At 67.3% G+C, this 22,686-nt stretch carries 23 protein-coding genes; 10 read left to right on the top strand and 13 right to left on the bottom strand.

All coding sequences use genetic code 11. The features are described from left to right. Positions 1 to 69: 69 nt before the first annotated feature. The gene (locus EGH23_RS01925) at positions 70 to 1,260 is read left to right on the top strand and encodes an MFS transporter (RefSeq protein ID WP_220578345.1); all 1,191 of its coding nucleotides are present in this window, start codon (positions 70 to 72) and stop codon (positions 1,258 to 1,260) included. Between the two features lie 3 nt (positions 1,261 to 1,263). Here EGH23_RS01925 and EGH23_RS01930 read toward each other — a convergent pair whose 3' ends face one another. Next, complete coding sequence (locus tag EGH23_RS01930; protein ID WP_220578346.1) at positions 1,264 to 3,339, bottom strand: AMP-binding protein; 2,076 nt, start codon at positions 3,337 to 3,339, stop codon at positions 1,264 to 1,266. A 160-nt stretch (positions 3,340 to 3,499) separates the two neighbouring features. Between EGH23_RS01930 and EGH23_RS01935 the strand changes: the two genes are divergently transcribed. Then, entirely contained in the window at positions 3,500 to 4,087 is a 588-nt protein-coding gene (locus EGH23_RS01935; RefSeq protein WP_220578347.1) for a GNAT family N-acetyltransferase, read from the top strand. Here the strand turns inward: EGH23_RS01935 and EGH23_RS01940 are convergent. Beyond that, positions 4,084 to 4,563: an FKBP-type peptidyl-prolyl cis-trans isomerase gene (locus EGH23_RS01940; protein WP_220578348.1), complete on the bottom strand. Its 480-nt coding sequence runs from the start codon at positions 4,561 to 4,563 to the stop codon at positions 4,084 to 4,086. The genes EGH23_RS01935 and EGH23_RS01940 overlap by 4 nt on opposite strands. Before the next feature lie 171 nt (positions 4,564 to 4,734). On the opposite strand from EGH23_RS01940, the gene EGH23_RS01945 reads away from it, so the two are divergent. After that, positions 4,735 to 5,892, top strand: coding sequence for a glutathione-independent formaldehyde dehydrogenase (locus tag EGH23_RS01945; RefSeq protein ID WP_220579204.1), 1,158 nt, complete (start codon positions 4,735 to 4,737; stop codon positions 5,890 to 5,892). A gap of 63 nt (positions 5,893 to 5,955) precedes the next feature. Next, entirely contained in the window at positions 5,956 to 6,117 is a 162-nt protein-coding gene (locus EGH23_RS01950) for a hypothetical protein (RefSeq protein WP_220578349.1), read from the top strand. A 1-nt stretch (position 6,118) separates the two neighbouring features. Here the strand turns inward: EGH23_RS01950 and EGH23_RS01955 are convergent, their stop codons facing one another. Next, positions 6,119 to 7,279: a CobW family GTP-binding protein gene (locus EGH23_RS01955; RefSeq protein ID WP_220578350.1), complete on the bottom strand. Its 1,161-nt coding sequence runs from the start codon at positions 7,277 to 7,279 to the stop codon at positions 6,119 to 6,121. A 115-nt stretch (positions 7,280 to 7,394) separates the two neighbouring features. Here EGH23_RS01955 and EGH23_RS01960 point away from each other — a divergent pair, with 115 nt between their 5' ends. Together EGH23_RS01960 and EGH23_RS01965 are read left to right on the top strand one after the other, a co-directional pair. Beyond that, positions 7,395 to 9,077 (top strand): acyl-CoA mutase large subunit family protein, encoded by a 1,683-nt coding sequence (locus tag EGH23_RS01960; RefSeq protein WP_220578351.1) that lies wholly within the window; start codon positions 7,395 to 7,397, stop codon positions 9,075 to 9,077. Positions 9,078 to 9,197: 120 nt separating this feature from the next. Further along, positions 9,198 to 9,590: an SHOCT domain-containing protein gene (locus EGH23_RS01965; protein WP_328765772.1), complete on the top strand. Its 393-nt coding sequence runs from the start codon at positions 9,198 to 9,200 to the stop codon at positions 9,588 to 9,590. Here the strand turns inward: EGH23_RS01965 and EGH23_RS01970 are convergent, their stop codons facing one another. From EGH23_RS01970 to EGH23_RS01980, 3 genes are all read right to left on the bottom strand, one after another. Continuing rightward, the gene (locus tag EGH23_RS01970; RefSeq protein WP_220578352.1) at positions 9,591 to 10,376 is read right to left on the bottom strand and encodes a sulfite exporter TauE/SafE family protein; all 786 of its coding nucleotides are present in this window, start codon (positions 10,374 to 10,376) and stop codon (positions 9,591 to 9,593) included. It abuts the gene before it with no gap. Positions 10,377 to 10,484: 108 nt separating this feature from the next. Beyond that, positions 10,485 to 11,726: an NRAMP family divalent metal transporter gene (locus tag EGH23_RS01975; protein WP_220578353.1), complete on the bottom strand. Its 1,242-nt coding sequence runs from the start codon at positions 11,724 to 11,726 to the stop codon at positions 10,485 to 10,487. A gap of 169 nt (positions 11,727 to 11,895) precedes the next feature. Then, positions 11,896 to 12,300, bottom strand: a complete 405-nt coding sequence (locus tag EGH23_RS01980) for a universal stress protein (RefSeq protein ID WP_220578354.1) — start codon at positions 12,298 to 12,300, stop codon at positions 11,896 to 11,898. A gap of 117 nt (positions 12,301 to 12,417) precedes the next feature. Here EGH23_RS01980 and EGH23_RS01985 point away from each other — a divergent pair, with 117 nt between their 5' ends. Together EGH23_RS01985 and mce are read left to right on the top strand one after the other, a co-directional pair. Then, positions 12,418 to 13,725: an SGNH/GDSL hydrolase family protein gene (locus EGH23_RS01985; RefSeq protein WP_220578355.1), complete on the top strand. Its 1,308-nt coding sequence runs from the start codon at positions 12,418 to 12,420 to the stop codon at positions 13,723 to 13,725. A gap of 59 nt (positions 13,726 to 13,784) precedes the next feature. Further along, positions 13,785 to 14,174: a methylmalonyl-CoA epimerase gene (gene mce / locus EGH23_RS01990; RefSeq protein WP_220578356.1), complete on the top strand. Its 390-nt coding sequence runs from the start codon at positions 13,785 to 13,787 to the stop codon at positions 14,172 to 14,174. 27 nt (positions 14,175 to 14,201) lie between these two features. Here the strand turns inward: mce and EGH23_RS01995 are convergent, their stop codons facing one another. Next, positions 14,202 to 15,464, bottom strand: coding sequence for a sulfite oxidase (locus EGH23_RS01995; protein ID WP_220578357.1), 1,263 nt, complete (start codon positions 15,462 to 15,464; stop codon positions 14,202 to 14,204). A gap of 89 nt (positions 15,465 to 15,553) precedes the next feature. Further along, positions 15,554 to 16,363 (bottom strand): NUDIX hydrolase, encoded by an 810-nt coding sequence (locus EGH23_RS02000; RefSeq protein ID WP_328765773.1) that lies wholly within the window; start codon positions 16,361 to 16,363, stop codon positions 15,554 to 15,556. 85 nt (positions 16,364 to 16,448) lie between these two features. Between EGH23_RS02000 and EGH23_RS02005 the strand changes: the two genes are divergently transcribed. Further along, on the top strand, positions 16,449 to 17,417 hold the full coding sequence (locus tag EGH23_RS02005) for a nucleotidyltransferase family protein (protein ID WP_220578358.1): 969 nt from the start codon (positions 16,449 to 16,451) through the stop codon (positions 17,415 to 17,417). A gap of 36 nt (positions 17,418 to 17,453) precedes the next feature. Here the strand turns inward: EGH23_RS02005 and EGH23_RS02010 are convergent, their stop codons facing one another. The 5 genes from EGH23_RS02010 to EGH23_RS02030 form a co-directional block, all read right to left on the bottom strand. Beyond that, the gene (locus tag EGH23_RS02010) at positions 17,454 to 18,173 is read right to left on the bottom strand and encodes a diphthine--ammonia ligase (protein WP_220578359.1); all 720 of its coding nucleotides are present in this window, start codon (positions 18,171 to 18,173) and stop codon (positions 17,454 to 17,456) included. 35 nt (positions 18,174 to 18,208) lie between these two features. Next, on the bottom strand, positions 18,209 to 19,333 hold the full coding sequence (locus EGH23_RS02015) for a DUF373 family protein (RefSeq protein WP_220578360.1): 1,125 nt from the start codon (positions 19,331 to 19,333) through the stop codon (positions 18,209 to 18,211). Between the two features lie 48 nt (positions 19,334 to 19,381). Next, complete coding sequence (gene sppA, locus EGH23_RS02020) at positions 19,382 to 20,377, bottom strand: signal peptide peptidase SppA (RefSeq protein ID WP_220578361.1); 996 nt, start codon at positions 20,375 to 20,377, stop codon at positions 19,382 to 19,384. Further along, entirely contained in the window at positions 20,377 to 21,117 is a 741-nt protein-coding gene (locus EGH23_RS02025; protein ID WP_220578362.1) for a proteasome assembly chaperone family protein, read from the bottom strand. The genes sppA and EGH23_RS02025 overlap by 1 nt, the downstream gene beginning before the upstream one ends. Before the next feature lie 119 nt (positions 21,118 to 21,236). Further along, positions 21,237 to 21,647: a DUF2267 domain-containing protein gene (locus tag EGH23_RS02030; protein ID WP_220578363.1), complete on the bottom strand. Its 411-nt coding sequence runs from the start codon at positions 21,645 to 21,647 to the stop codon at positions 21,237 to 21,239. Between the two features lie 202 nt (positions 21,648 to 21,849). On the opposite strand from EGH23_RS02030, the gene EGH23_RS02035 reads away from it, so the two are divergent. After that, complete coding sequence (locus tag EGH23_RS02035; RefSeq protein ID WP_220578364.1) at positions 21,850 to 22,662, top strand: manganese catalase family protein; 813 nt, start codon at positions 21,850 to 21,852, stop codon at positions 22,660 to 22,662. Positions 22,663 to 22,686: the final 24 nt, after the last annotated feature.

Raw genomic sequence — 22,686 nt, forward strand, 5'->3', positions numbered from 1 at the left:
CCTCGTCGGCCGACGAGTGAACCGCGATACTTCGACACGTATTTTCGCTCGCTGGCCGAACGTTCGACCGTGAGTGTCCGGAGAGAGCGGGCGGTCCTCGCAGCCGTCGTCTTCGCCGTGCTGTTGGCACAGGTGCTCCTCTACCCGGGCGTCGACACGCTCGTCCGGGCGCTGGGCGCGGAGACCGACCTCGACGCGAGCATGTGGTTCCTCGCAGCGGAGTTCGCGGCGTTCGTCGTCTTCGCCGGCGTCTGGGGCGCGGTGAGCGACGCGGTCGGCCGCCGGGTCCCGTTCATCGTCGGCGGCGCGGTCGTCGGCGCGGCGTTCTACGCCGCGCTGGCGTGGCTCCCGACGGTCACGGGTATCTCCTTCGAAGGCATCCTCGTCCTCAGAGCGCTACAGGGCGGCGCGACGATCGCCGCGTTCTCGCTGTCGATGACGATGCTGATGGACTTAGAAGGGGGGCACGGGAAGAACATGGGCGCGGCGGGCATCGCCATCGGGCTGGGGACGGCGACCGGCGCGCCGCTCGGCGGGCAACTGTACGGCGTCTCGCCGACGCTCCCGCTGTACCTCGCGAGCGTCGTCCTGCTCGCCGTCGCGGTACTGGCCGCGCTGGTGACCGACCGCGCGCCCTCGGACGGGGAAAACAAGGTAGCGGCCGCGGTGACGAACCTCCGAGAGACGCCCGCGCTGGGAATCCCGTACGCCTTCGGCTTCATCGACCGCCTGACCGCCGGCTTCTTCGCGCTCGTCGGCACGCTGTACTTCCGGGAGGCGTTCGAGTTGACCCCCGGCGAGACGGGGATCATGCTCGCGCTCTTCTTCGCGCCGTTCGCCCTGCTCCAGTACCCCTTCGGCGTCCTCTCAGATAGCGTCGGTCGGACCGTCCCCATCGTCGCCGGGTCGTCGCTGTACGGCCTCGCGGTCGTCGGCGTCGGCCTCGCGCCGACGGTCGTCCTCGCGGGGGCCGGGATGGTGCTGGTCGGCGTCATCGGCGCGCTGATGTCGCCGGCGACGATGGCGCTCGTTACCGACCTCGCTGGCGAGAGCGGGCGCGGGACGGCGATGGCCGGGTTCAACGCCTTCGGGAGCGTCGGCTTCCTCGCCGGCATCCTCGTCGGCGGAACGGTCGCCGGCGAGTTCGGCTACTTCGCGGCGTTCGTCGTGGCCGGCGGCGCGGAACTGGCGCTCGCGCTCGTGACGCTTCCGCGGTTGCTCGAACTGGACCTGCCCGTCGAGGAGCGACCGACGGACTGACGGTCAGTTGGCATCGGCCACCGCGTCGAGCGCGTCGGGGTTCTCGATGCTGGACATGTCTCCCAGGTCCTCGCCCCGGTACACCGACCCGATGGCTCTGCGGAGGATCTTCCCGCTCTGGGTCTTCGGGAGGGCGTCGACGAACAGCACCTCGCGCGGGCGGAACGGCTTGCCGAGTTCCTCGCCGACGGTCTCCGCGATGGCCTCCCGGATCGAGTCGGTCGGTTCGTGGCCGGGTTCGAGGACGGCGTAGAGGACGACGGCGGTGCCCGTCGTATCGTCGGGGACGCCGACGGCGGCGGCCTGATTGACCGCGGGGTGGTCCATCGCCGCGCCCTCGACTTCCGCCGGACCGACCTTCCGCCCGGCGACGTTGAGCGCGTCGTCGGCCCGGCCGTGGAGGAACCACAGTCCGTCCTCGTCCTTCTGCGCCCAGTCGCCGTGGTCCCAGAGGTCGGGCCACGTCGACCAGTACTCCTCGACGTAGCGCTCGTCGCCGCTCCACAGCGACTTCGTCATCGAGGGACAGGAGTCCCGCGCGACGAGGAAGCCCCGTTCGTGCGTATCGGCGATAGAGTTCCCGGCGTCGTCTACGATGTCGACGTCCATCCCCAGCCCCGGCCCGCCGAGCGTGCAGGGTTTCAGCGACTGGATGGGCATCGGCATGAGGAAACAGCCCATGATTTCGGTCCCGCCAGAGATGTTGATGATCGGACACTCGCCGTTGCCCACGTTCTCGTAGAACCACTGCCAGCTCTCGGGGTCCCACGGTTCGCCCGTCGAGCCGAGCAGGCGGAGCGAGGAGAGGTCGTGGCCCTCCAGCCACTCGTCGCCCTTCTTTCTGAGCGCGCGGACGGCCGTCGGCGAGACGCCGAAGGCGGTCAGGTCGTGTTCGTCTATCATCTCCCAGAACCGGTCGGGTTCGGGGTGGTCCGGCGCGCCCTCGTACATGAAGACGGTGCCGCCGAAGGCGTGGTTGCCCAGCAGCGTCCACGGCCCCATCATCCACCCGATGTCGCTGACCCAGAAGAAGCGGTCGCCGGGCTTGTGGTCGAACCCGAAGTAGACCTCCTTGGCGGCCTGTATCAGCGCCCCGGCGTGCGGGGAGACGATCCCCTTCGGCTCGCCGGTCGTCCCCGAGGAGTACAGCAGCATCGCCGCCTGGTCGCTGGGAAGCGATTTCGTCTCGTAGCTGTCGGACTGCTCCCCGATGGCTTCGGTCCACCAGTCGTCCCGGCGCGTCCACGTCAGTTTCTCGACCGGGTCCTCGGCGGTGCCGATGCGGTCGTAGACGACGGTGCGTTCGACGGGGGAATCGCCGCTCTCGGTCAGGTCTTCCGCCGCCTCGATGGCGTCGTCGGCGCTGTCCTTGAGGTGGACCTTCGACCCGCGCCGGTAGAAGCCGTCGGCGGTGAACAGCACCGAGCACCCGGCGTCCGCGAGGCGGGTCGCCGTCGCGTCGACGCCGAACCCGGAGAAGATGGGCACCGCGATGGCCCCCACTTTCAGGCAGCCGTAGAGGATGCTCGCCACCTCGGGCACCATCGGCATGTAGAGCCCGACGGTGTCGCCCGTCCCGACGCCGGCCGATTCGAGGTAGTTGGCGACGCGGTTGCTCTGCCGGTGGAGGTCGTAGAACGTGAGCTGGCGCACGTCGCCGGGTTCGCCCTCCCACACGAGCGCGAGGTGGTTGCGAGCGCCGTTATCGCGGGCGGCGTGGCGGTCGACGGCGTTGTGCGCCGCGTTGAGTTCGCCGCCTGGGTACCAGTCGGTGAACTGCGGCCCGTCGCAGGTCACGGTTTCGCCGTTCCCGATCGAGACGCTCCGCGTCTCGCTGTCTCTGACGGCGTCGTACTCCTCGAAGAACTCGATGCCGAGGTAGTCGACGAGTTCGTCCCAGAACCAGTCGACGCCGGAGTCCGGCTCGTCCGGGAGGTCGGTCGTCGTCCGCTCGATCAGTTCCTCGTAGTCGTCGATGTCGTAGGTCTGCATGAACTGCCAGACGTTGGTCGACTCCACGAACTCCCGAGGGGGTTCGTGGACGACCCGGTCCAGCTCTCCGAGTGAGTCCGGGGCCATGACGTGTGGTTCGATGACAGTCCACTAAGTAGTTGCGCGAGCCTCGGCGGGGGACGTGGCGGTTGCAGGCGTCGCGCCATCGGGCCGAGAAATCGGTTTCGTTCGAGGGCATATCCGGAGTGCGCAAACCCTTTTGACCGCGGACAGTCAACGAACGGGTATGTACGTACGGGACGCGAAAAACCGCGAGGAGGTCTGGCTACTGGACCACATCGAAGAGATGGGGCTCGACGACACAGCCTTCCGCTCCCGTGACTACGTGCTCGCCATCGACGAGCACACCCACGAGAAGGCCGGGTTCGGCCGCATCCGCATCCACAAACCCGACGACGACGACCCCGTCTGTGAGCTGACGAGCATCGGCGTCCTCCCGGAGTGGCGCGACCAGGGCGTCGGCGCGCACGTCATCGAACGGCTGGTCGAGTACGCCGCCGACGAGGGGTTCGACGTGGTCTACTCCCTGACCGGCGCCGCCGACTACCTCGCGCAGTTCGGCTTCGAGCGCATCGAACCCGAGCAGTTGCCCGAGCGGTTACGGGAGCGTCTCGAAGCCAAACGGGAGAACGTCCAACCCGACGCCGTGCCGCTTCGGCTCCAGCGCGACCGGTTCCGGATGCCCGACCGCTTCCGCGAGCGGTTCAAGAACGCCTCGGTCCACGAGGCGGAGACCACCGAACCCGAGGACTCCCCGGAGGACTTCGGCATCGACCCCGACGAGGCGACCTACAAGTACGACACCGGCGGCTAATCGTCCCTGACTTCGAGGACTTCCACGTCGAAGACCAGCGTCTTCCCGGCGAGTTCGTGGTTGAAGTCCACCTCGACGGCGTCGTCTCGCACCGCGGTCACGTCCCCGTGGAGGCCGTTCTCGGCCTCGACGTGAATCCCGACCTCGGGCGACCTCCCGACCATCGCCTCGAACGTCTCGGGGTCGTACTCCCTGACTTTCGTCTCGTTGGGCTCGCCGTAGGCCTTCTCCGGTGGCACCGTGACGGTCGCTTCCTCGCCTTCTTCCATCCCGACGAGCGCCTCGTCTAACCCCTCGATGATGTCGCCCGCGCCGACGGTGAACGAAAGCGGCGCGTAGTCGTCGGGGTCGGTCCCCTGCGCGTCGAGCAGTCCCTCCTCGCGGGCGACGTCGGCGCGCGACGTATCGAAGACGCTCCCGTCCTCGAACCGACCGACGTACTCGATGGAAACCCCATCACCGGACTCGATTGCCATACCGGGAGTTGGTGGGGGGAGGGGAATAAACCTCAGCCTCCGACTGCGGCGGCCGGCTCCGGCGGGACCGGCCGCCCGGCGGCTACTGCGTGATACGCCCCACTTCATAACGTACATTGATTATATATACCGTCAGTTCGATTGACAGTATGGGAGTGCTAACAGATGTCAATGGACGCCGTAGTTTACAAAGGCGAACACGAAGTGGCGGTCGAAGAAGTGGACGAGCCGGAGATCGAACACCCGAACGACGTGATCATCGACATCACGACGACGTGCATCTGTGGATCGGATCTCCACATGTACGAGGGACGGACGGCCGCGGAGCCGGGCATCGTATTCGGGCACGAGAACATGGGGATCGTCACGGAGGTCGGCGACGCCGTCTCGGACCTGGAAGAAGGCGACCGCGTCGTCGCCCCGTTCAACGTCGCCTGCGGGTTCTGCGAGAACTGCGAGAACGGGTACACGGGATTCTGTACGAACGTCAATCCGGGCTTCGCCGGCGGCGCGTACGGTTACGTCGCGATGGGGCCCTATAAGGGCGGACAGGCGGAGCAACTTCGCATCCCCTACGCCGATTTCAACGCGCTGAAACTGCCGGAGGGCGACGAACACGAGGATTCGTTCGCGCTGCTCGCGGACATCTTCCCGACCGGTTGGCACGGCACGGAACTCGCCAACCTCGAACCGGGCGACTCGGTCGCCATCTACGGGGCCGGCCCGGTCGGGCTGATGGCGGCCTACAGCGCGAAGATAAAGGGCGCGGCCGAGATCTACTCGGTCGACCGCGTCCCGAGCCGACTCGAACTCGCGGAGGAACACTGCGACGCGACGACCATCAACTTCGAGGAGGGCGACCCGGTCGAACAGATAATGGACGAGCACGGCGGGGAGGTCGACAAGGGCGTCGACGCCGTCGGCTACCAGGCCATCGACCCCGAGAAGGAGGCCGACGACGCCTACGACCCGGCCCGCGAGAACCCGGCCGTCGTCCTCAACAACCTCATCAGGACGGTGAAGCCGACGGGCGAACTCGGTATCCCCGGCCTCTACGTCCCGGAGGACCCCGGCGCGCCCGACGAGATGGCCGCGCAGGGCCGCCTCGGCATCGACTTCGGCCTGCTCTTCGAGAAGGGTCAGAAGCTCGGCACCGGTCAGTGTAACGTCAAGTCCTACAACCGGGAGCTGCGCGACCTCATCATCGAGGGCCGCGCCGACCCCAGTTGGGTCGTCTCGCATCGCGTCGGCCTCGAAGAGGCCCCGGAGATGTACCAGGCCTTCGACGACCGCGAGGAGGGCGTGACGAAGGTCCTGTTGGAACCGTAACTCCCGCGAACCGAATTCATTTTTCCCGGTAACTATACGAGCGACGAGCGACAACGCAGCGGTATGTGTCAGTACTGTAGTTATCAGTACCACGACGGGTGGACCCAACTGCTGGCGTACGACGAGGTCTACCAGACCGCCGTCGGCGGCGACGGGTCCGACTCGACGTACGGCTTTCACGAATCGTGGGACGAACTCCGCGAAGACGTCGGCTACGGGGTCTGAGTTACCCCTCGCGCGGGAACGGGTCGTCCGCTGCCGCCCCTTCTCCCTCCGCTCCCGCCGCCCGCTCCGCGTCGGTCGCCAGACAGTCGTCGAGTCCGGCGGCGATACCCGCTTCGTCCATCTCGCGGCCGATGAAGACGAGCCGAGTCGCCGGGTCGTCTTCGCCCCACTCCCCGATGGGGCCGGCCTGCACCGACGGCCCCGCCTGACTCACGCCCAGCACGGTCTCCGGTCTGCTCGCCACCCACGCGAACCCCTTCGCCCGGACGACGGAGCCGTCCCAGTCGTCGAGCCACGCGTCGAACCGCTCGGCGTGGAACGGCCGCTCGCGGCGGTAGACGAACGACTCGACGCCGTGGGCCGCCGCGGCCGACTGCCCGTCGCGGTCGTGGCCGTGGCCGTGGCTCTCGTGACCCGACTCGTCGTGCCCCCCCGCGTGCCCGTCCTCTGCGAGCGCTCGCTTCCAGCCCTGTTCGCGCCGCGCCGACTCGAAGTCGAACAGCCCGGTGCCGAGCACCGCGCTCGGGTCGACCTCGCTGTAGGTCGTCCGGTACAGCGTCGCCCGCGGCTGGAGTTCGCGGATCGCGGCCTCGACGGCGTCGAGTTCGTCGTCGGGTACCATGTCGCACTTGTTCAACAGGAGCACGTCGCAGAACTCTATCTGGTCGACCAGCACCTCGGTCAGCGGGCGCTCCGGGTCCGGCGCGGCGTCGGGCAGCGACTCGTCGGCGTCGAACGCCTTCCAGAAGCCGTAGGCGTCGACCACCGAGACGGTCGTATCGAGGCGGAACTTCTCGGGGAGGGTCGCCTCGTCCGTGCCGACGCTCAGCGTCCGCGCGATGGGGATCGGTTCGCTGATGCCCGACGCCTCGACGACGAGGTAGTCGAAGGAGCGCTCCTCGGCCAGCCGCGTGACCTCGGTGACCAAGTCGTCCTGCAGGCGACAGCAGATACACCCGTTCGAGAGGTCGACGATGCCCTCCCCGGTCTCCTCGGCCAGCAGCTCCGCGTCCACGTTGACCTCGCCCATGTCGTTGACGACGACGGCGATGCGTCTGTCACCGGGATTCGATAGGAGCCGGTTGACGAGCGTGGTCTTGCCCGCGCCGAGCGGTCCGCTGACGACCGTGATCGGCACCGAGTCCGCTTGGTCGATTGCCATGATACTCGATAGCACGGGCTGGCGAAGCATGAAACCCCCGTCGGCCACGCCAAACTCATGAACAATCGGGAAGGATTCGAGAACGCTTAAGCCGCCGCCGGTCCACGTCCCGCGCATGTTCGACCCCGACGAGCTGGACGAGATCCGCGAGGCGAAGGCCGAGTGGGAAGAGGAGCAGGTCCAGCCGACCGTCGACCGCTTTGGCGAGCGCAGAGAGACGTTCACGACGGACACGGCGGGGCACGAGGTAGACCGGCTGTACACGCCCGCCGACGTGGCCGACCTCGACTACGAGGAGGACCTCGGCTTTCCGGGTGAGGACCCCTACACCCGCGGCGTCTACCCGACCGGGTATCGGGGCCGCCTGTGGACGATGCGTCAGTACGCCGGGATGGGCACCGCCGCCGAGACCAACGAGCGCTATCACTACCTGCTGGAACAGGGCCAGACCGGGCTCTCGATGGCGTTCGACCTGCCGACCCAGATGGGCTACGACTCCGACGCGGCGATGGCCGCGGGCGAGGTCGGCAAGACCGGCGTCGCCATCGACTCGCTCGACGACATGGAGACGGTGTTCGAGGGCATCCCGCTGGACGAGGTCTCGACCTCGATGACCATCAACGCGCCCGCGAGCGTCCTGCTGGCGATGTACATCGCCGTCGGCGACCGGCAGGGCGTCGACCGCGAGGAGCTGCGCGGGACCATCCAGAACGACGTCCTCAAGGAGTACATCGCCCGCAACACGTTCATCTACCCGCCGGAGCCGTCGATGCGGCTCATCACCGACATCTTCGAGTTCTGCGCGGCGGAGGTACCGAACTTCAACACCATCTCCATCTCGGGCTATCACATCCGGGAGGCCGGCTCGACCGCCGCCCAGGAGATCGCGTTCACGCTCGGCGACGGCATCGAGTACGTCGAGGCGGCAATCGACGCGGGACTCGACGTGGACGAGTTCGCCCCGCAGCTATCGTTCTTCTTCGCCTCCTACAACAACATCTTAGAGGAGGTGGCGAAGTTCCGCGCCGCCCGTCGCCTCTGGGCGAAGATCATGGAGGAGCGCTTCGACGCCGAGAACCCCAAGTCGAAGCAACTGAAGTTCCACACCCAGACCGCCGGGTCGACGCTGACCGCCCAGCAGATAGAGAACAACGTCGTCCGCGTCGCTTACCAGGCGCTCGCGGCGGTGCTGGGTGGCACGCAGAGCCTGCACACCAACGGGAAGGACGAGGCCATCGGACTGCCGACCGAGGAGTCCGTTCGGACGGCGCTTCGGACCCAGCAGATCTTGGCCCATGAGTCGGGCGCGGCCGACACCATCGACCCGCTGGCCGGGAGCTACTACGTCGAGTCGCTGACCGACGAACTCGAAGCGGACGCCCGCGAACTCATCGAGGAGGTCGACGAGCGCGGCGGGATGCGGCAGGCCATCGAGAACCAGTGGGTCCAGCGGCAGATACAGGACGTCGCCTTCGAGCGCCAGCAGGAACAGGAGGCCGGCGAGCGCATCATCGTCGGCGTCAACGAGTTCGAGGTCGAAGAGGAGGGCGAACAGGACATCGAGGAGGTGGACGAGGCCCTCGAAGCAACCCAGCAGGAGAACGTCGCCGCCGTCCGCGACGACCGGGACGAGGAGGCCGTCGAGGACGCTCTGAACGCGCTTCGGACGGCCGCCGAGGGCGAGGAGAACCTCATGCCCTACATCATCGACGCGGTGAAGACCTACGCGACGACCGGCGAGATCTGCGACGTGCTCCGGGACGTGTTCGGCGAGTACCAGCCGGGGTCGTCGCTCTAAGGCTTTCGAATCCAAGGCTCGGCTCGGCTTTCGCTTCGTTCTGTCAATAGGAACGGCATTGAACGAGGAGCGCGTACGTTCACGTATGACACGGAACTGCCACGAGAGAGGTGACCGACCGTGAGCGCGACGCGACGCGATAGCCGACTCGTCGCGCTGATTCTCCTCGCCCTCGGCGCGCTCGTCGTCCTGCCGGCCCTCCTGATGGGGTTCGGGATGCTCGGCGGCGGCATGATGTGGGGGAGCGGAATGTGGGGCGGCAGCGGCATGTGGGGCGGCGGGATGTGGGGCGGTAGCGGGACCGCGCCCGGCTGGATCTGGCTCGTCGGTCTCCTCGCGCAACTGCTGTTCCTCGTGGCGGTCGTCGGCGCGGGCTACCTCCTCTACCGCGCGCTCGTCGGCGGGGACGGGCGCGACCCGGCGCTAGACGAACTCAGGCAGGCGTACGCCCGCGGCGACCTCAGCGACGAGGAGTACGAGCGGCGGCGCGAGCGGTTGCGCGAGGAGGAGTAGTCACAGCGCGAGGTAGGGCCCGACGAGCAACAGGACGCCGCCGAGCGCGACCTTCAGGCGGTTCGGGTCGACGAGGTGGGCGACGCGCCAGCCGACGAGGACGCCGGCGACGAGCGGGAGACCGACGACGCCCGCCAGCGCGAGCGAGATCGTCCCCTGCGCGAGGTAGCCCAGCGAGGCGAACGCCGCGATGAAGATGGACTGGACCTGCGCGACGGCGATGGCGTACAGCATCGGCACGCCGACGAGGACGAGCGCGGGGACGGCCAGCACCGGGCCGCCGACGCCGAGCAGGCCGCTGAACCCGCCGAGGACGAACCCGAGCGCGCCGAGCGCGAGTTTCCCCGACGCGGTCGTCTGGTCGAACGTCGCCAGCGGCATGAACCCGCGCCGCTCGCGGTAGAGGATGATGCCGCCGACGCCGCTCGCCAGTCCGCCCAGCAGCAGGCCGAACATCCCGCGGGAGACGAACGCGTTCAGCCCGGCCCCGGCCAGCGCGCCGGCGACGCTACTGACGCTCAGGACGACGGTCAGCGTCCGCGTCTCGCCGGTGGCGAGCTCGCCCGAGCGCACGTACGCGGCGGTGGCGACCAGCCCCGTCGCCACGAACGTCGCCTGCGCGGTGCCGGCGATGGTGCCCGGCGACAGGGGCGTGAGCGCGTACAGCGCGATGGTCAGGAAGATACCGCCGGGACCGATGGTCGTGATGCCGACGCCGGCGAAGAAAGCAATAGCGACTAAGAGCGCGACGAGCGCTGGCCCGACCGGGAGAGCGAACTCGAACACGGCGGAATTCGGCCACTACCGCACATAAGTTTACGGGGCGAAAAATCAGCGCTGCGAACTGGCGTCCGCGAGCGAAAAGCGGAGCGGACGACTGAACCGCGACCGCGATCAGAGCCAGCCGATGATCTGGTTGTAGAGGCCCTCGGCCGTCATCGCCGCGAGGATGAACATCAGGCCGACGATGACCGCGAACCCGACGCGCATCCACAGCGGGTGGTCGAAGAACTTCCGGTTCGCCATGTACAGCGCGAGCGCCGTGATGGGGAGGCCGACGAGCCCGTTGACCGCAGGCATCGTGATCCCCAGCTGGACCGGCGTGATCGCGGTGAACTCCAGCAGCAGGACGGCGAAGGCGACGGACATGAGGACCAGCACCTCGACGGTCCGTCGGAACCACTTGTCACCGAACCTGGTGTCCTTACCCCATGCCTGCGGGACCATGAATCCGGCCCCGAACAGCGTCCCCGTCGCCGAGGAGAAGGAGGCGAGGAACACCGCGCCGACGAACACCGGCAGCGCCCACGCGCCGACCGCCGAGGTCAGCGGCTCCGCGGGGCTGGTGAGCGTCGGCGCGTGCGGGTCGAGCGTCAGCGCCGAGACGGCGATGACGGACATGCTGAGCAGCACGACGAACGCGATGCCGGCGAAGTTGTCCTTGCGGTAGTAGGAGATGTCCGTCCAACCCTTCGAGGGACGCATCGAGGACTGGATGAAGAAGTTCGGGTAGTACACCGTCGTCCCGAACAGGCCCACGACCGTCGCCAGGTAACCGAGGTCCGTCTTCATCAGCGGGACGAGCCCGGAGACGACCTCGCCCATGGGCAGGTCCAGCCCCATCACGAGGAGGATGTATATCGTGAACACCGTCAGGATGACCGCGGCGATGGCCGCTTCCACGCGCTCGTAGATACGCATCTCAACGAGGGCGATGCCGACGCCCGCGGTCAGGACGATGCCGATGTAGACGTTGTCGAGCGGCGTCAGCCACGCGAGGGCTGCGCCACCGACGGCGAAGTTCGATATCGCCCAGAAGTGCATGATGAAGGCGATGAGCACGGATAGCACCTTACCGGCCGCCGAGCCGATGGTGTCGCTGATGTACTCCATCAGCGGTTCGTCGATCGTGGCGAGCCGCCCCGACATCTCGTGCATCCCCATGTCGACTAAGAGCGCGAGCGGCATCGTCCACAGGAGCGTGAAACCGAATTGCGCGCCCGTGTTCGAGAGAATGTACACCGACCCCGCTCCGAATACGTTCGCAGAGAACAGCAGTCCGAGCCCGTACGACTCGATGAAATTCCGTGGCCCCTCCACCGGGAGCCACGAGATATCCTCGTATTTCGAACTCATCTGTGCACCCTCCCTTCACGCTGGTTTGCTCGAATCATCTAACGCTATCTTCACCATTGGTGATGTATCCAAATGGGCGGACTGCTTGCATTGTCAGAGAGCGCGTCAGTCCCCTCTCTATCGTTCCCGTCTTCGGGGAATACGTATCAGCAGTACAACCACTGGCGAGTCAGGAGACGATGCGAACGGGGACAGACGCGTTCTCGGCCACTGACTCGGAGACGCTCCCGAACAGCAGCCGCGACAGCTTCGAACGGTCGTCCGTCCCCACGACGATAGCGTCCATATCGTGCTCCTCGGCGTACTCGACGATCTCCGGGACCGGGACGCCGGGTTCGACGACCGCCTCGACGCGCTCCGACGTCACGTCCGGCTGGGGTCGAGTCAGGAGCCCGTCCGTCGTATCGGCGTTCGTCTCCAGCGGGGCGTCCGAGCGGGCGATACCCTCCTCAGAGACCGGCTCGACGACTCTGAATACGGTCACCGTCGCCTCGGGGTACAGTTCCAGCGCGCGCTCGACGCCTCGGTTCGCGCAGGGCGACCCGTCGAAGGGAACGAGGATACGATCGGCCATACGTGCGATACGGTCTCACCTCACGATACGTTAACCCCGTAGCTTGCAAGCTGAGTTCGCTGTGGCATTTGAAGGCCACAACCCTTTCCCGTCCGCCCGACTAGCACGCATATTACGATGGCACGGCGTTCACGAATCGTTGCGCTCGCACTGTTACTCCCGCTGCTCGCGCTCACAGCGGTCGTCGCCGAGATCGTCTCGTACCTCTCGCTGAAGCGCTACGGCGAGGGGATCGACGGGATGCCGACGGTCGCCTGGGAGGAGTTCCCGGGAATCGACCGCGAACTGCTCGGGAAGTTCAGTAGCTTCGACCCCGAACTGGGTTGGTGCCCCAAAGCCGGAGTGGAGAAGCAGAAGGACACCGGCGACCACCTCCCCGGCGAGGAGGTCGAACACGTCGTCACGTACTCGATGGACGAGTACGGCAGTCGCACCTGCGTCAACGACCGCGACCCGGACAACGACCCCACTATCTCGACGTACGGGGACTCGTACTGTTTCTGTCGGGAGGTCGACGACGACGAGACGTTCCAGAACTACCTCGCTCGCCGCCTCGACACGCACGTCGCCAACTACGGGGCCGGCAACTACGGACTCGACCAGGCGCTGCTCCGACTGAAACGCCAGTACGACGAGGACCCGACCGACTACGTGGTGATGACGGTCACGGCCTCCTCCATCGGGCGCATCCTGAGCGTCTGGAAGCACTACCAGGAGTTCGGTAACGTCCTGGCGGTGAAGCCGCGCTACGAACTCCACGACGACGGCGAACTCGAACTCGTCGAGAGCCCCATCGACGAGAAGGAAGACCTACTCGACATCGAGTCGCACGCGTCGTTCCTCAGAGAACACGACTACCACTACGAGCACTGGTTCAAACCGCACAACCCGTCGTTCCCCTACTCCGAAGACTTCCTCGGCGAACCGGAGAACGTCCGGTACGCCATCTACGCGACGCTGCAGCAGCTCGAACGGCGGTACGAGCGGTCGATCCCCGGCATCGATACCGCGGAGCGACTCCGAGAGACCGAGGTCCGGATGGAACAGCCCCGGGCGGCGTACCACGACCGGCTGTTCGACGAACACGACGAACTGTTCCGGGCGCTCGTCGGCGAGTTCGTCTCCTTCGCCGAGGAGAAGGAGTTCACGCCCGTGTTCGCGATGGTCCAGCAGCACCGATACACGCAGTACGAGCAGGAGCACGGCGCGGTCTACGGCGACTTACTCGACCGGCTCGACGAGGAGTTCGACGCGCTCCAGACAATCGACGTGGCCAAGCACCTCAGCACGGATGACACCGAGTCGCTGTACGTCCAGCGGGGCGAGGGCGGCCACTACAGTCCCGAGACGAACGAGCGGATCGCCGAACTGCTGGACGAGGAACTGTTCGGGACGGAGCAGGAGTCGCCTCAACCCGCTGACTGATCGCCCCTCGCAGAGCAACCGCTCCGAGAATTAAGTGGGTCGCCGTCGAACCGCCGCCCATGCAGTTCGACCACGCCGGCGTCGCCACCGACGACGCCGACGCGCTCGCAGCGCTCTACGAGACCGCCTTCGACGCACCGGTCGCCCACGAGGAGACGTTCGACGGCCTGCGCGTGACGTTTCTGGATCTGGGTAACGGCTACTTCGAGCTGCTGGAACCGCTCCCCGACGCCGAGGGAGCGATCCCGCGCTATCTCGAACGCGAGGGGCCGGGCCTCCACCACGTCGCCCTCGAGACCGATGACATCGAGGCGGCGCTGTCTGCCGCCCGAGACGCCGGCGTCGAACTGATCGACGAGACGCCCCGCCCCGGCGCGTGGGGCCACGAGGTCGCCTTCTGTCACCCCCAGTCCACGGGCGGCGTGTTAGTGGAGTTCGTCGAGCACTGAGTCACTCGACGCGTCTCGTCCCCCCGGTCACTCGATCACCGGGTCCTCGGAGTCGGCGACGGTCACTTCCACGCCGTTCGGTCGGTAGGCGTTCGCGGCGTAGCCGCCCTCGTTCCACGGGAACTCGTCGTGTTCGAGCGCGTCGTGCCACGACTCCGGACCGGAGATGGTGGCCGGCTGGCGGCGGCCCCGGTCGTCGCTCGCGCGCGAGAGCAGTTCGTACGTGCCCGATTCCGCCGCCCACTCATAGCGGAACAGCCGCCACGCGCCGGCGTAGTCGGGACCGAACAGTTCCGCGTCGCGCCAGCTCTCGCCGCCGTCGGTGGACACCTCGACGCCCTCGACCGAATCGTCGCCCGCCCACGCGACGCCGCGCACCTCGACGGTGCCGTCCGACCGGGGCGTGACCGTCGACTCGCCGTCGGGCGTCCCGATGACCGACATCACGGTCGTATCGAACGTGTAGGGCGACTCGACGCCGCCTTCGAGTTGCGCCCACGTATCGACCGTCTCGACCGTCTCGTTCACGTCCGGTTCGACGCCGCGCGGGTGGATGCGGTAGGCCTCCTGCTGCCAGAACGAGTGCTCGCCCGGTCGGTCGAGCGACCCCTCGGTCACCATCGAGTCCATGACGCGCAGCTCTTCGACCCACTTGACGTTGTTGACGCCGTACCACCCGGGGACGATGAGGCGCACCGGGAAGCCGTGCTCTCGCGGCAGCGGTCGGCCGTTCATCCCGTAGGCCAGGATGCAGTCGTCGAGCGCCTTCGAGAGCGGAATCGAACGGGCGAAGACGTCCTCGCCGTCGGAGGGGTCGCCGCCGACCGCGGTGAGCCACTCGCCGTCGGCCGACGAGATCCCGTGTTCGCGCAGCACCGAACTGACCGGCGTCCCCGTCCAGAACGCGGTGGCGGCGGCCTCGAAGCCCCACTGGACGCTCCCCGTCTCGGGGCGGTGTTGCCCGCGGCCGTTGCCGGCGCACTCCATCGTGTGTGCGACCGCTACCGTCGGGAACTCGTCTCTGATCGTCCCCATCGAGAGCGTTCCCTCGGCGTCGCCGGACAGCGAGACGGTCCACGTCTCTTCGTCGGCACCGGGAATGTCGTTGCGGTGGCAGACGAAGTGCTCCTCGATCGGCGTCAGCCAGTTCGCGAACGTCTCCCGATCGGCCGCGCCGACGACGGTGTACTTATCGGCGTCGTCGCGCGTCTCTCTGACGCCGTCGCCCTTCGCCTCGAGGATCGCCGCTATCTCCTCGTGACGGCTCTTCCGCGGTTTCTCCGTGGCCATAGCTATCAGTTATCACGGATAGGGGATAATAATTCGGCCGGCCGTCGTCTCTCGGCTCACGACGACGCGGGCACTCCCGGCGAGCGGCGTCAGGCGGCCTCGGCGTCCTCGTCGGTCCGCTCGGCTTCGTCGGGCAGTTCCTCGGAGCGGCCGCGCTCGTCTAAGAAGCGCTCCCAGAGCTGTCTCGCCCCCTCGGTCATCCGCTCGGGCGGTTCGGCGAACCACGCCGCGCCGACCAGTTCCGACTCGTCTATCTCGATGGAGCCGCTCGCGTACGTCGCTCGGAAGTAGACGTCGAGCGTGTGGACCGACCCCTGCGCATCCGTCTCGGGATAGTACTTGCGGTGGAACACCTCCTCGACGCCGTCGATGGTACAGCGGACGTTCGTCTGTTCGTTCGCGCGCCGGAGCGTGGTCCCCTGCATCGACTCGTACTGCATCTTCTCGCCGCCCCCGGGCAACGCCCATACGTCGGCCCCGCGGCCCAGCACCATCAGCACGCGGTCCCGGGTGTCGCCGCCGGCGTGCGCCGGGATGTTCTCGCTCAACTCGGGCAACTCCCCGCCGTCGCGGACGACGAACACGACGCTGTTGCCGTCGTAACCGGTGTTGTTCGTCGCGGTGAACACCTCGGTGTAGTCGGCCGGCGACAGTTCGAACGTCTCCTCGGTCACCGGCAACTCGCCGTACATCGCGCGGAGGTCGTCGAGCTTCCGCTCGACGTTGATCTCGTTCATCTTATCGAGGACGTTCTCCTCGGCCTCCGCGTCCCCTTCGTCCGAGTCGGCGTCGGTGGCTCCGAGTTCCGCCTCGTCGACGGCGTCTACCTCCAGTTCGTCCCCCGTCGCGTCTACCGATTCGTCTCCACCCTCGCCGTTCGCACTGTCATCCCCAGTCATACGTGGGAGGTTCCCGCGGACACCGATAAATGACGCGGTGCCGAGAGATGAAAAGGGACTTGTCGATCCGCGGAGTCGTGCCGGTATGAAAGCGATCGTCCTCGCAGGCGGGTACGCGACTCGACTCTGGCCCGTGACGAAACAGCGGCCCAAGATGCTCCTCCCCATCGGCGATTCGACCGTCATCGACCGCATCCTCCGGGACCTGGAAGGCGACGATCGCATCACCGACATCTTCGTCAGCACGAACGAGCGCTTCGCCGAGGACTTCCGCGACCACCTCTCGGCGAGTTCCTACGACAAGGTCGACCTGACCGTCGAGGAGACGAGCGAAGAGGACGAGAAGTTCGGCGTCGTCGGCGCGCTGGCCCAGCTGGTCGACCGGGAGGGACTCGGCGACGAGGACCTGCTGGTCGTCGCCGGCGACAACCTCATCAGCTTCGACATCGCCGACTTCCTCGACCGGTTCGAGTCCCACGGCGACCCGACGCTCGCGGCCTACGACGTCGGCTCGCTGGAGAAGGCGAAGTCCTACGGTCTCATCGAGACCGACGGCGACGAGGTCGTCGACTTCCAGGAGAAGCCCGAGAACCCCAAGAGCACGCTCGTCTCCATCGCCTGCTACGCCTTCCCGTCCGAATCCATCCGGTTCGACGAGTACCTCTCGGGCGGTAACAACCCCGACGAACCGGGCTGGTTCATCCAGTGGCTGGTCGAGAACGGGCCGGTCCGCTCCTTCACCTTCGACGAGGCGTGGTACGACATCGGCACCCCCGAGAGCTACCTCGAAGCCGTCGCCTGGGAACTCGAGGGCGAGAACCTCGTCGCCGAGGACGCGGACGTCGAGAACACGACGCTCGGCGAGAACGTCCACGTGCTCTCGGGCGCGGAAGTCGTCAACTCCAGCCTCGACAGCACCGTCGTCTTCCAGAACGCGACCATCGTCGACGCCGACATCCGCAACTCGATCATCGACAAGGACACCCACATCGAGAGCCTGGACCTCGCCGGCGCGCTCATCGGCGCGCACACGCAGTTGACGAACGGGAACTGAACGCTCCCCTTCTCGGATTTCCTCACCGGCGTCGGCTCACTCCAGCCACGCGTCCGTGACCTGAATCGTCCCGCGCGTTCCGTCCCACTCCGTCTCGTACTCCAACTCGATTCGTCGGTCCATGTGCGGCCCGTCGGTCACCAGCGTCTCGAACTCCCCGCCCTCGCCGAGGATGTGGACGCCGTACTCCTCGTGGAGGTCTTCGAGTTCGTCGAGCGCGTCGGCGTCGAGGCGGCGGCCCAGCCACGACTCGTCGAGACCGTAGGCGGCGACGCGGATGACGCGGATCTCGAATCCGGCGTCGAGCATCGCGTCGGCCAGGTCGCGGGGGTTCTCCTGCCAGAGCGGGGCGAAGACGTTCGCCTCCAGTCGCTCGGCCATCGCCTCGATGCGGGTGGTCTGGTACTCGCTCTCGACGGCCCCGGCGGTGACGCCGCCGACGCCGTCGGGCAGTTCCGCGTCGAGTTCGCGCAGGGCGGCCTCCAGCGGTTCGAGTTCCTCGTCGCCCTGCCGCCCGGAGTCGACCGCGTCGGCCGCTCCGAAGTCGTCGGGTTCGACTTCGAGCAGCGGGATGCCGATGCTCTCGGCGGCCAGCGAGGCCAGTCGCGTCGCCGGGACGTGATACATGTACGAATCGCCCTCGGGGTGGACCGTCACCAGCCGCTCGACGGCGTAGCCGCGTTCGAGCGCGCGATAGAGCGCCCACGAGGAGTCCTTGCCGCCGGAGTACAGCGACACCCACGCGCCGTCTGTCATGTCCGGGGGTTGCCCGGCCGGGCGTAAATCGCTGTCTATTCAACCAGTTCCCGTTCGATGTCGGTCTTGCTGACGTAGGCTGCGACCCGTACCCCGACGAGGCTGATGAGGATGCCCGCGAGGATGAACAGCGCGAGGCGGGTGCCCGCTTCCATGGCGAAGCCGTTGATCTCGACGACGCCGAAGTCCATCGGCGGGACCCGGAACGGTCCGAACACGCTCGCGCGCTCGAGGAAGTACGCCGAGAAGCCGCGGACGACGAGCCCGACCGCCACCGCGCCAAAGGGGAGGTTGACGTAGGCGCTGCGGACCCCCTCGCGTTCGAGGAGTTCGTCGAGCAGCCGGCCCAGCGAGGCCGCGAGCGCCGCCGCGGTGAGCCACGGGACGCTCTCGAAGAGGAAGCGATTGGCGAGGAGAAAGGGACTGGACGAGTCGACGGGCGAGATCTCCAGCGCGCCGGCGAACATGCCGACGACGGAGAGGCCGGCGGCGACGACGTAGGTCACGAGCGACACCTGGCCGGAGTAGAGCGCCTCGCGGGTCTGGGACGGCAGCCGCGAGAGATAGGCGTCGATCCCGAGTCCCTTGTAGATGAGGAAGACGCCGAAGGCGGCGGCGATGGCCCCGACGGCGATGGTGGTGCTGTCCAGGACGATGAGCAACAGCGGGAACGCCAGCATGGCGAGGCCGATGGGGACGAGGACGGTCTTGCGCAGTTCCTCGTCGGCGAGGAACTGCTTGAGCAGGTAGTACGTCGACTCGATGTCCCGGGCCTGCCGGACGACGACGCGGTCGACGGCGTCGACGCGGACCCGGCTCTCGATGATGGGGACCAGCCGCTCGTCCTCGGCGCTGTCGACGACGACGACGGCGGACTCGGGTTCGTACTCGGCGACGAGCGACTCCGTCTGGTCGGCGATCTTCCGGTCGGAGCCGACGGCGTCGCTCCCGCCGCCGACGACGGCGACGACCGGGTCGTCACCGCTCGTTTCGAGGTCCTCTGCCACCCGAAGACCCTCCAGCAGACAGTTGACGCGGCTGTCTTCGGGATCTTCGACCCCCGTCTCCGTTATCATCGACTCGACGGCCTGCCGCCCGACGACCGGGTACTCGTCCGCGACCGGGCTGTTCCGGTCGATACACACCACCAACGTGGTCACACCGAGTCTGAGTACGCCCCGAGATAAAAACCCTCGCGCCGGCGTCGGCTACTTCCGGAAGGAGAGGCCGTCGACGTCGCCCTCCGCCGTGCTGGTGATGCCGGCCCCGAGCGCGAAGGCGACCTGCTGTGCGCCCCCGCGGAGCCGCTCCATGACGCCGCGGTCGGCCTCGAACTCGGCGACGGTGACCGGCTCCCCGATGAGGTGTTCGAGGCGGTCCTCGACGTCCTCGCGGGTCCCGATGTCGTCGACGAGCCCCAGTTCGTCGGCCTCGGTCCCGAGGTAGACGCGGGCCTCGGTCTCCCTGACGAGTTCGTCGTCGATGCCCCTGCCCTCGGCGACCGTCTCGACGAACTGGTCGTAGTAGTCGTCGATGAGCCCCTGGAGGTACGCCCGCTCGTCCTCGGTCATCTCCTTCAGGGGCGTCCCGGCGTCCTTGTACTTCCCGGCGGTGAACTGCTCGTAGTCGAGGCCGAGGCGGTCGCCGAGGTCCTTGGCGTTGACCCGCGACCCGATGACGCCGATGGAGCCGACGATAGAGCCCTCGCGAGCGTAGAGCTCGTCACAGCCGGCGGCGATGTCGTAGCCGCCGCTGGCACAGACGTCCGTGGCGTACGCGATGGTCGGGCCGTCGAAGCGCTCGGCGGCCAGTCGGATGTCCTCGCTCGGGACGATCTCGCCGCCGGGCGTGTTGAGCTTCACGAGCAGCGCCTCCGCGCCGCGGTCGTCGTCGGCCCGTTCGATCTGTTCGACTACGTCGTCGGCGCTGGTCCCCCTCGGCGAACTGACGGCCCCGCCGCCGCCGTCGCGAGTTATCGGGCCCTCGACGGCGACTTCGGCGACGTTGTGCGAGGGGATCAGCGACCCGGCGACGTTGCCCGCGATACGCACCGCGAGGAGGGCGGTAGCGAGCGCCAGCACGACCCCGATCAGTTGGGCGAGGTCGCCGGGGACCGTCACGAAGAGGAACCAGCCGACGACGAGGGCGACCACTGCGGCGACGAGGACGATCGTCGACCGCGCGACTGACTCGGCGTCCGCCATTACTGATACATTCCCAGCGGTCGAGCGCTCGTGCTCTCCTCTTCCTCGGCGTTCTGCATCTGCTTCGCCAGTCGCTCCTTGGCCTCGCCGATCTCCTCGGCCTGCTCGACCAGCGCCTCGGTGTCGACTTCGAGCTCGCCGAGCGGACCGATACCGGTGTTCAAGAGCGCTCTCGCGGCTTCCGGGTCGGGGAACTGCGGGTCCGCCTCGACGACGAGGCCGACGCCGGTCATCCCGATCCGCTGGGCCTCGTGGACGAGCGCGCCCGTCGGGCCGGTCACCGCCCCGGACTCGGTGGGCGCGCCGATGTCAGCCTCCTCTAGCAACGCCTCGCCGTCGCCGGTGGCGACGCCGTACACCTCGGGGACGTCGTCTTTCTCGGCGGGCATCCCGCTGAGGAATATCGGCGTCAGGTTCTGGCTCTCGAACCAGCCGACGAGACAACTGGCGAACTCGTCGGCGGCCGACGGCGAGACCGGCGCGTCGCTCTGTAAGACGAGCAGGTCTCTGTCGGCGTCGGCGTAGAGACGGACCGGCGCTCGGACCGTCGGGTCTCCCTCCGTGTACACCGCGATCTCCGGCAGCCCCTCGCAGAGCACGCTGGCGTAGTGCTCCATGTCGTAACTGTCGACGAGATGGTCGGCGGCTATCTTCCCGACGAGACCGACGCCGGGCAACCCCTCCACGAGCGTGGGGTCCTCGAACTCGATGTCCTCTCGGTGGACCTGTACCTGTGCCATGTCTCGACAGAGGGGGGCAGACGGCTTCAAAGGCGGGGCTATCGAGCGTTGACCGCTCTATCGAGAACCGGACGGTAGCGAGAGAGAACTGAGACGGCGACGGCCGAGAGTCGCGGCGGTTACACCTGACCTTCGGTCATGTCTACCGGTTCGAACAGCGGGTCGAACTCGTCGGGGAGCTGCTCGCGCGCGTCGTCGAGTTCGCCGCCGCTGACGGCCTCGCCCAGCACTTCGAGCACGGCCTGGGCGTGTTCTTCACCGTCGGGGTCGTCGAGTGTCCCGAGGTCCGCCTCGCGCGTCTCGACGCGATCGGTGAACTCCGAGGCGGAGAACTCCTCGGCTTCGACCGGCCCCGCGGTGAGGCTATCGGCCAGCTGCCGCGGGAGCTGCGAGGCGATGTCCTCGGCCTCGCCCTGAACGATGCGGTCGCTCAACGTCTGGAGCGTCGCGTCCGCGACTACGTGCGCTTCGTTGTCCGATTCGACGTCCGTGCGCCGCTCGACGGCGGCGAGGAATTCGTGCTCGTTCATCGCGAATCCGGGCGCAAAAACGGCCCACCGAATTATATCCGGCTCGGAGATGTTGAATGTGTTGCCGGAATATACACCGCGTCGGGGACGTCCCAGCGGGACGGGACAGCCGCCGTCCCACGTCAGCACGACAGGGGAGAGAATCGCCGCACGCAAGCGCAGGCAAGCGGCTCTTTCGCGTCCGTTCCCTACCGACTATGCCGTGTTCTACCACGACGACGAGCTTCAGTTCGAGGTCGAAGTTGAGGACCCCAACCCCCGCTTCGCGAAGATGCTCCAGCAGGCCATCGGCGGGGCCGAAGGCGAGATGCGCGTCGCGCTCCAGTACATGTTTCAGGCGTTCGCGGTCCCCGCCGAGAAACAGGAGATCCGGCAGTTCCTGATGGAGACCGCCACCGAGGAACTGGGTCACATCGAGATGCTGGCGACCGCCGTCTCGAAGAACCTCGAAGGCGCGTCCGACGAGGCCCGCGAGGCCGCCCGCGAGGACGCCGTCATCGACGAGATGATGCGCTCGGGCCAGCCCCGACAGGCCCTCTCGGCGGGACTGCACGCGATGCCCGTCGACAGCAACGGCGCGCCGTTCACCGGCAACTACGTGATCGCCTCCGGAAACCTCGCCGCCGACATGTACGCCAACGTGATGGCGGAGTCGACCGGACGACTCCTCGCCACGCGGCTCTACGAGTTCACCGACGACCCCGGTATGAAGGACATGCTCGAGTATCTCATCGCCCGGGACACGATGCACCAGAACCAGTGGCACGCCGCCCTCGAAGCGCTCGGTGAGCACCGCCCGGTCCCGAACAGCTTCGACCAGTCGAAGGAGAACCAGGAGTACAACTACACGTTCATGTCGACCGCCCGCGAGGAGCGCGAGGACCCACAGCAGCCGTGGACGCAGGGCGAAGCCCCCGACGGAAAGGGCGACTTCAGCTACTCGCCCCGCCAGCCCGGCGGCGGCAACCCCGACCTCGACGAGATGATCGACGAGATGCACAACGAAGTGAAGTAATCGGCCTTTTTCATCGCCGGGAGT

It is taken from the genome of Haloarcula nitratireducens, assembly GCF_019599505.1.

Bases quoted from the DNA above. Each gene is read 5' to 3' on its own strand.
- EGH23_RS01945 (WP_220579204.1), top strand. From the start codon at position 4,735: ATGGACGCCGTAGTTTACAAAGGCGAACACGAAGTGGCGGTCGAAGAA.
- EGH23_RS02030 (WP_220578363.1), bottom strand. From the start codon at position 21,647: ATGAACGAGCACGAATTCCTCGCCGCCGTCGAGCGGCGCACGGACGTC.
- EGH23_RS01995 (WP_220578357.1), bottom strand. From the start codon at position 15,464: ATGGCCACGGAGAAACCGCGGAAGAGCCGTCACGAGGAGATAGCGGCG.
- EGH23_RS02000 (WP_328765773.1), bottom strand. From the start codon at position 16,363: ATGACTGGGGATGACAGTGCGAACGGCGAGGGTGGAGACGAATCGGTA.
- EGH23_RS02005 (WP_220578358.1), top strand. From the start codon at position 16,449: ATGAAAGCGATCGTCCTCGCAGGCGGGTACGCGACTCGACTCTGGCCC.
- EGH23_RS01950 (WP_220578349.1), top strand. From the start codon at position 5,956: ATGTGTCAGTACTGTAGTTATCAGTACCACGACGGGTGGACCCAACTG.
- mce (WP_220578356.1), top strand. From the start codon at position 13,785: ATGCAGTTCGACCACGCCGGCGTCGCCACCGACGACGCCGACGCGCTC.
- EGH23_RS01975 (WP_220578353.1), bottom strand. From the start codon at position 11,726: ATGAGTTCGAAATACGAGGATATCTCGTGGCTCCCGGTGGAGGGGCCA.
- EGH23_RS01955 (WP_220578350.1), bottom strand. From the start codon at position 7,279: ATGGCAATCGACCAAGCGGACTCGGTGCCGATCACGGTCGTCAGCGGA.
- sppA (WP_220578361.1), bottom strand. From the start codon at position 20,377: ATGGCGGACGCCGAGTCAGTCGCGCGGTCGACGATCGTCCTCGTCGCC.
- EGH23_RS01930 (WP_220578346.1), bottom strand. From the start codon at position 3,339: ATGGCCCCGGACTCACTCGGAGAGCTGGACCGGGTCGTCCACGAACCC.
- EGH23_RS01980 (WP_220578354.1), bottom strand. From the start codon at position 12,300: ATGGCCGATCGTATCCTCGTTCCCTTCGACGGGTCGCCCTGCGCGAAC.
- EGH23_RS02010 (WP_220578359.1), bottom strand. From the start codon at position 18,173: ATGACAGACGGCGCGTGGGTGTCGCTGTACTCCGGCGGCAAGGACTCC.
- EGH23_RS01940 (WP_220578348.1), bottom strand. From the start codon at position 4,563: ATGGCAATCGAGTCCGGTGATGGGGTTTCCATCGAGTACGTCGGTCGG.
- EGH23_RS01960 (WP_220578351.1), top strand. From the start codon at position 7,395: ATGTTCGACCCCGACGAGCTGGACGAGATCCGCGAGGCGAAGGCCGAG.
- EGH23_RS02025 (WP_220578362.1), bottom strand. From the start codon at position 21,117: ATGGCACAGGTACAGGTCCACCGAGAGGACATCGAGTTCGAGGACCCC.
- EGH23_RS01985 (WP_220578355.1), top strand. From the start codon at position 12,418: ATGGCACGGCGTTCACGAATCGTTGCGCTCGCACTGTTACTCCCGCTG.
- EGH23_RS01935 (WP_220578347.1), top strand. From the start codon at position 3,500: ATGTACGTACGGGACGCGAAAAACCGCGAGGAGGTCTGGCTACTGGAC.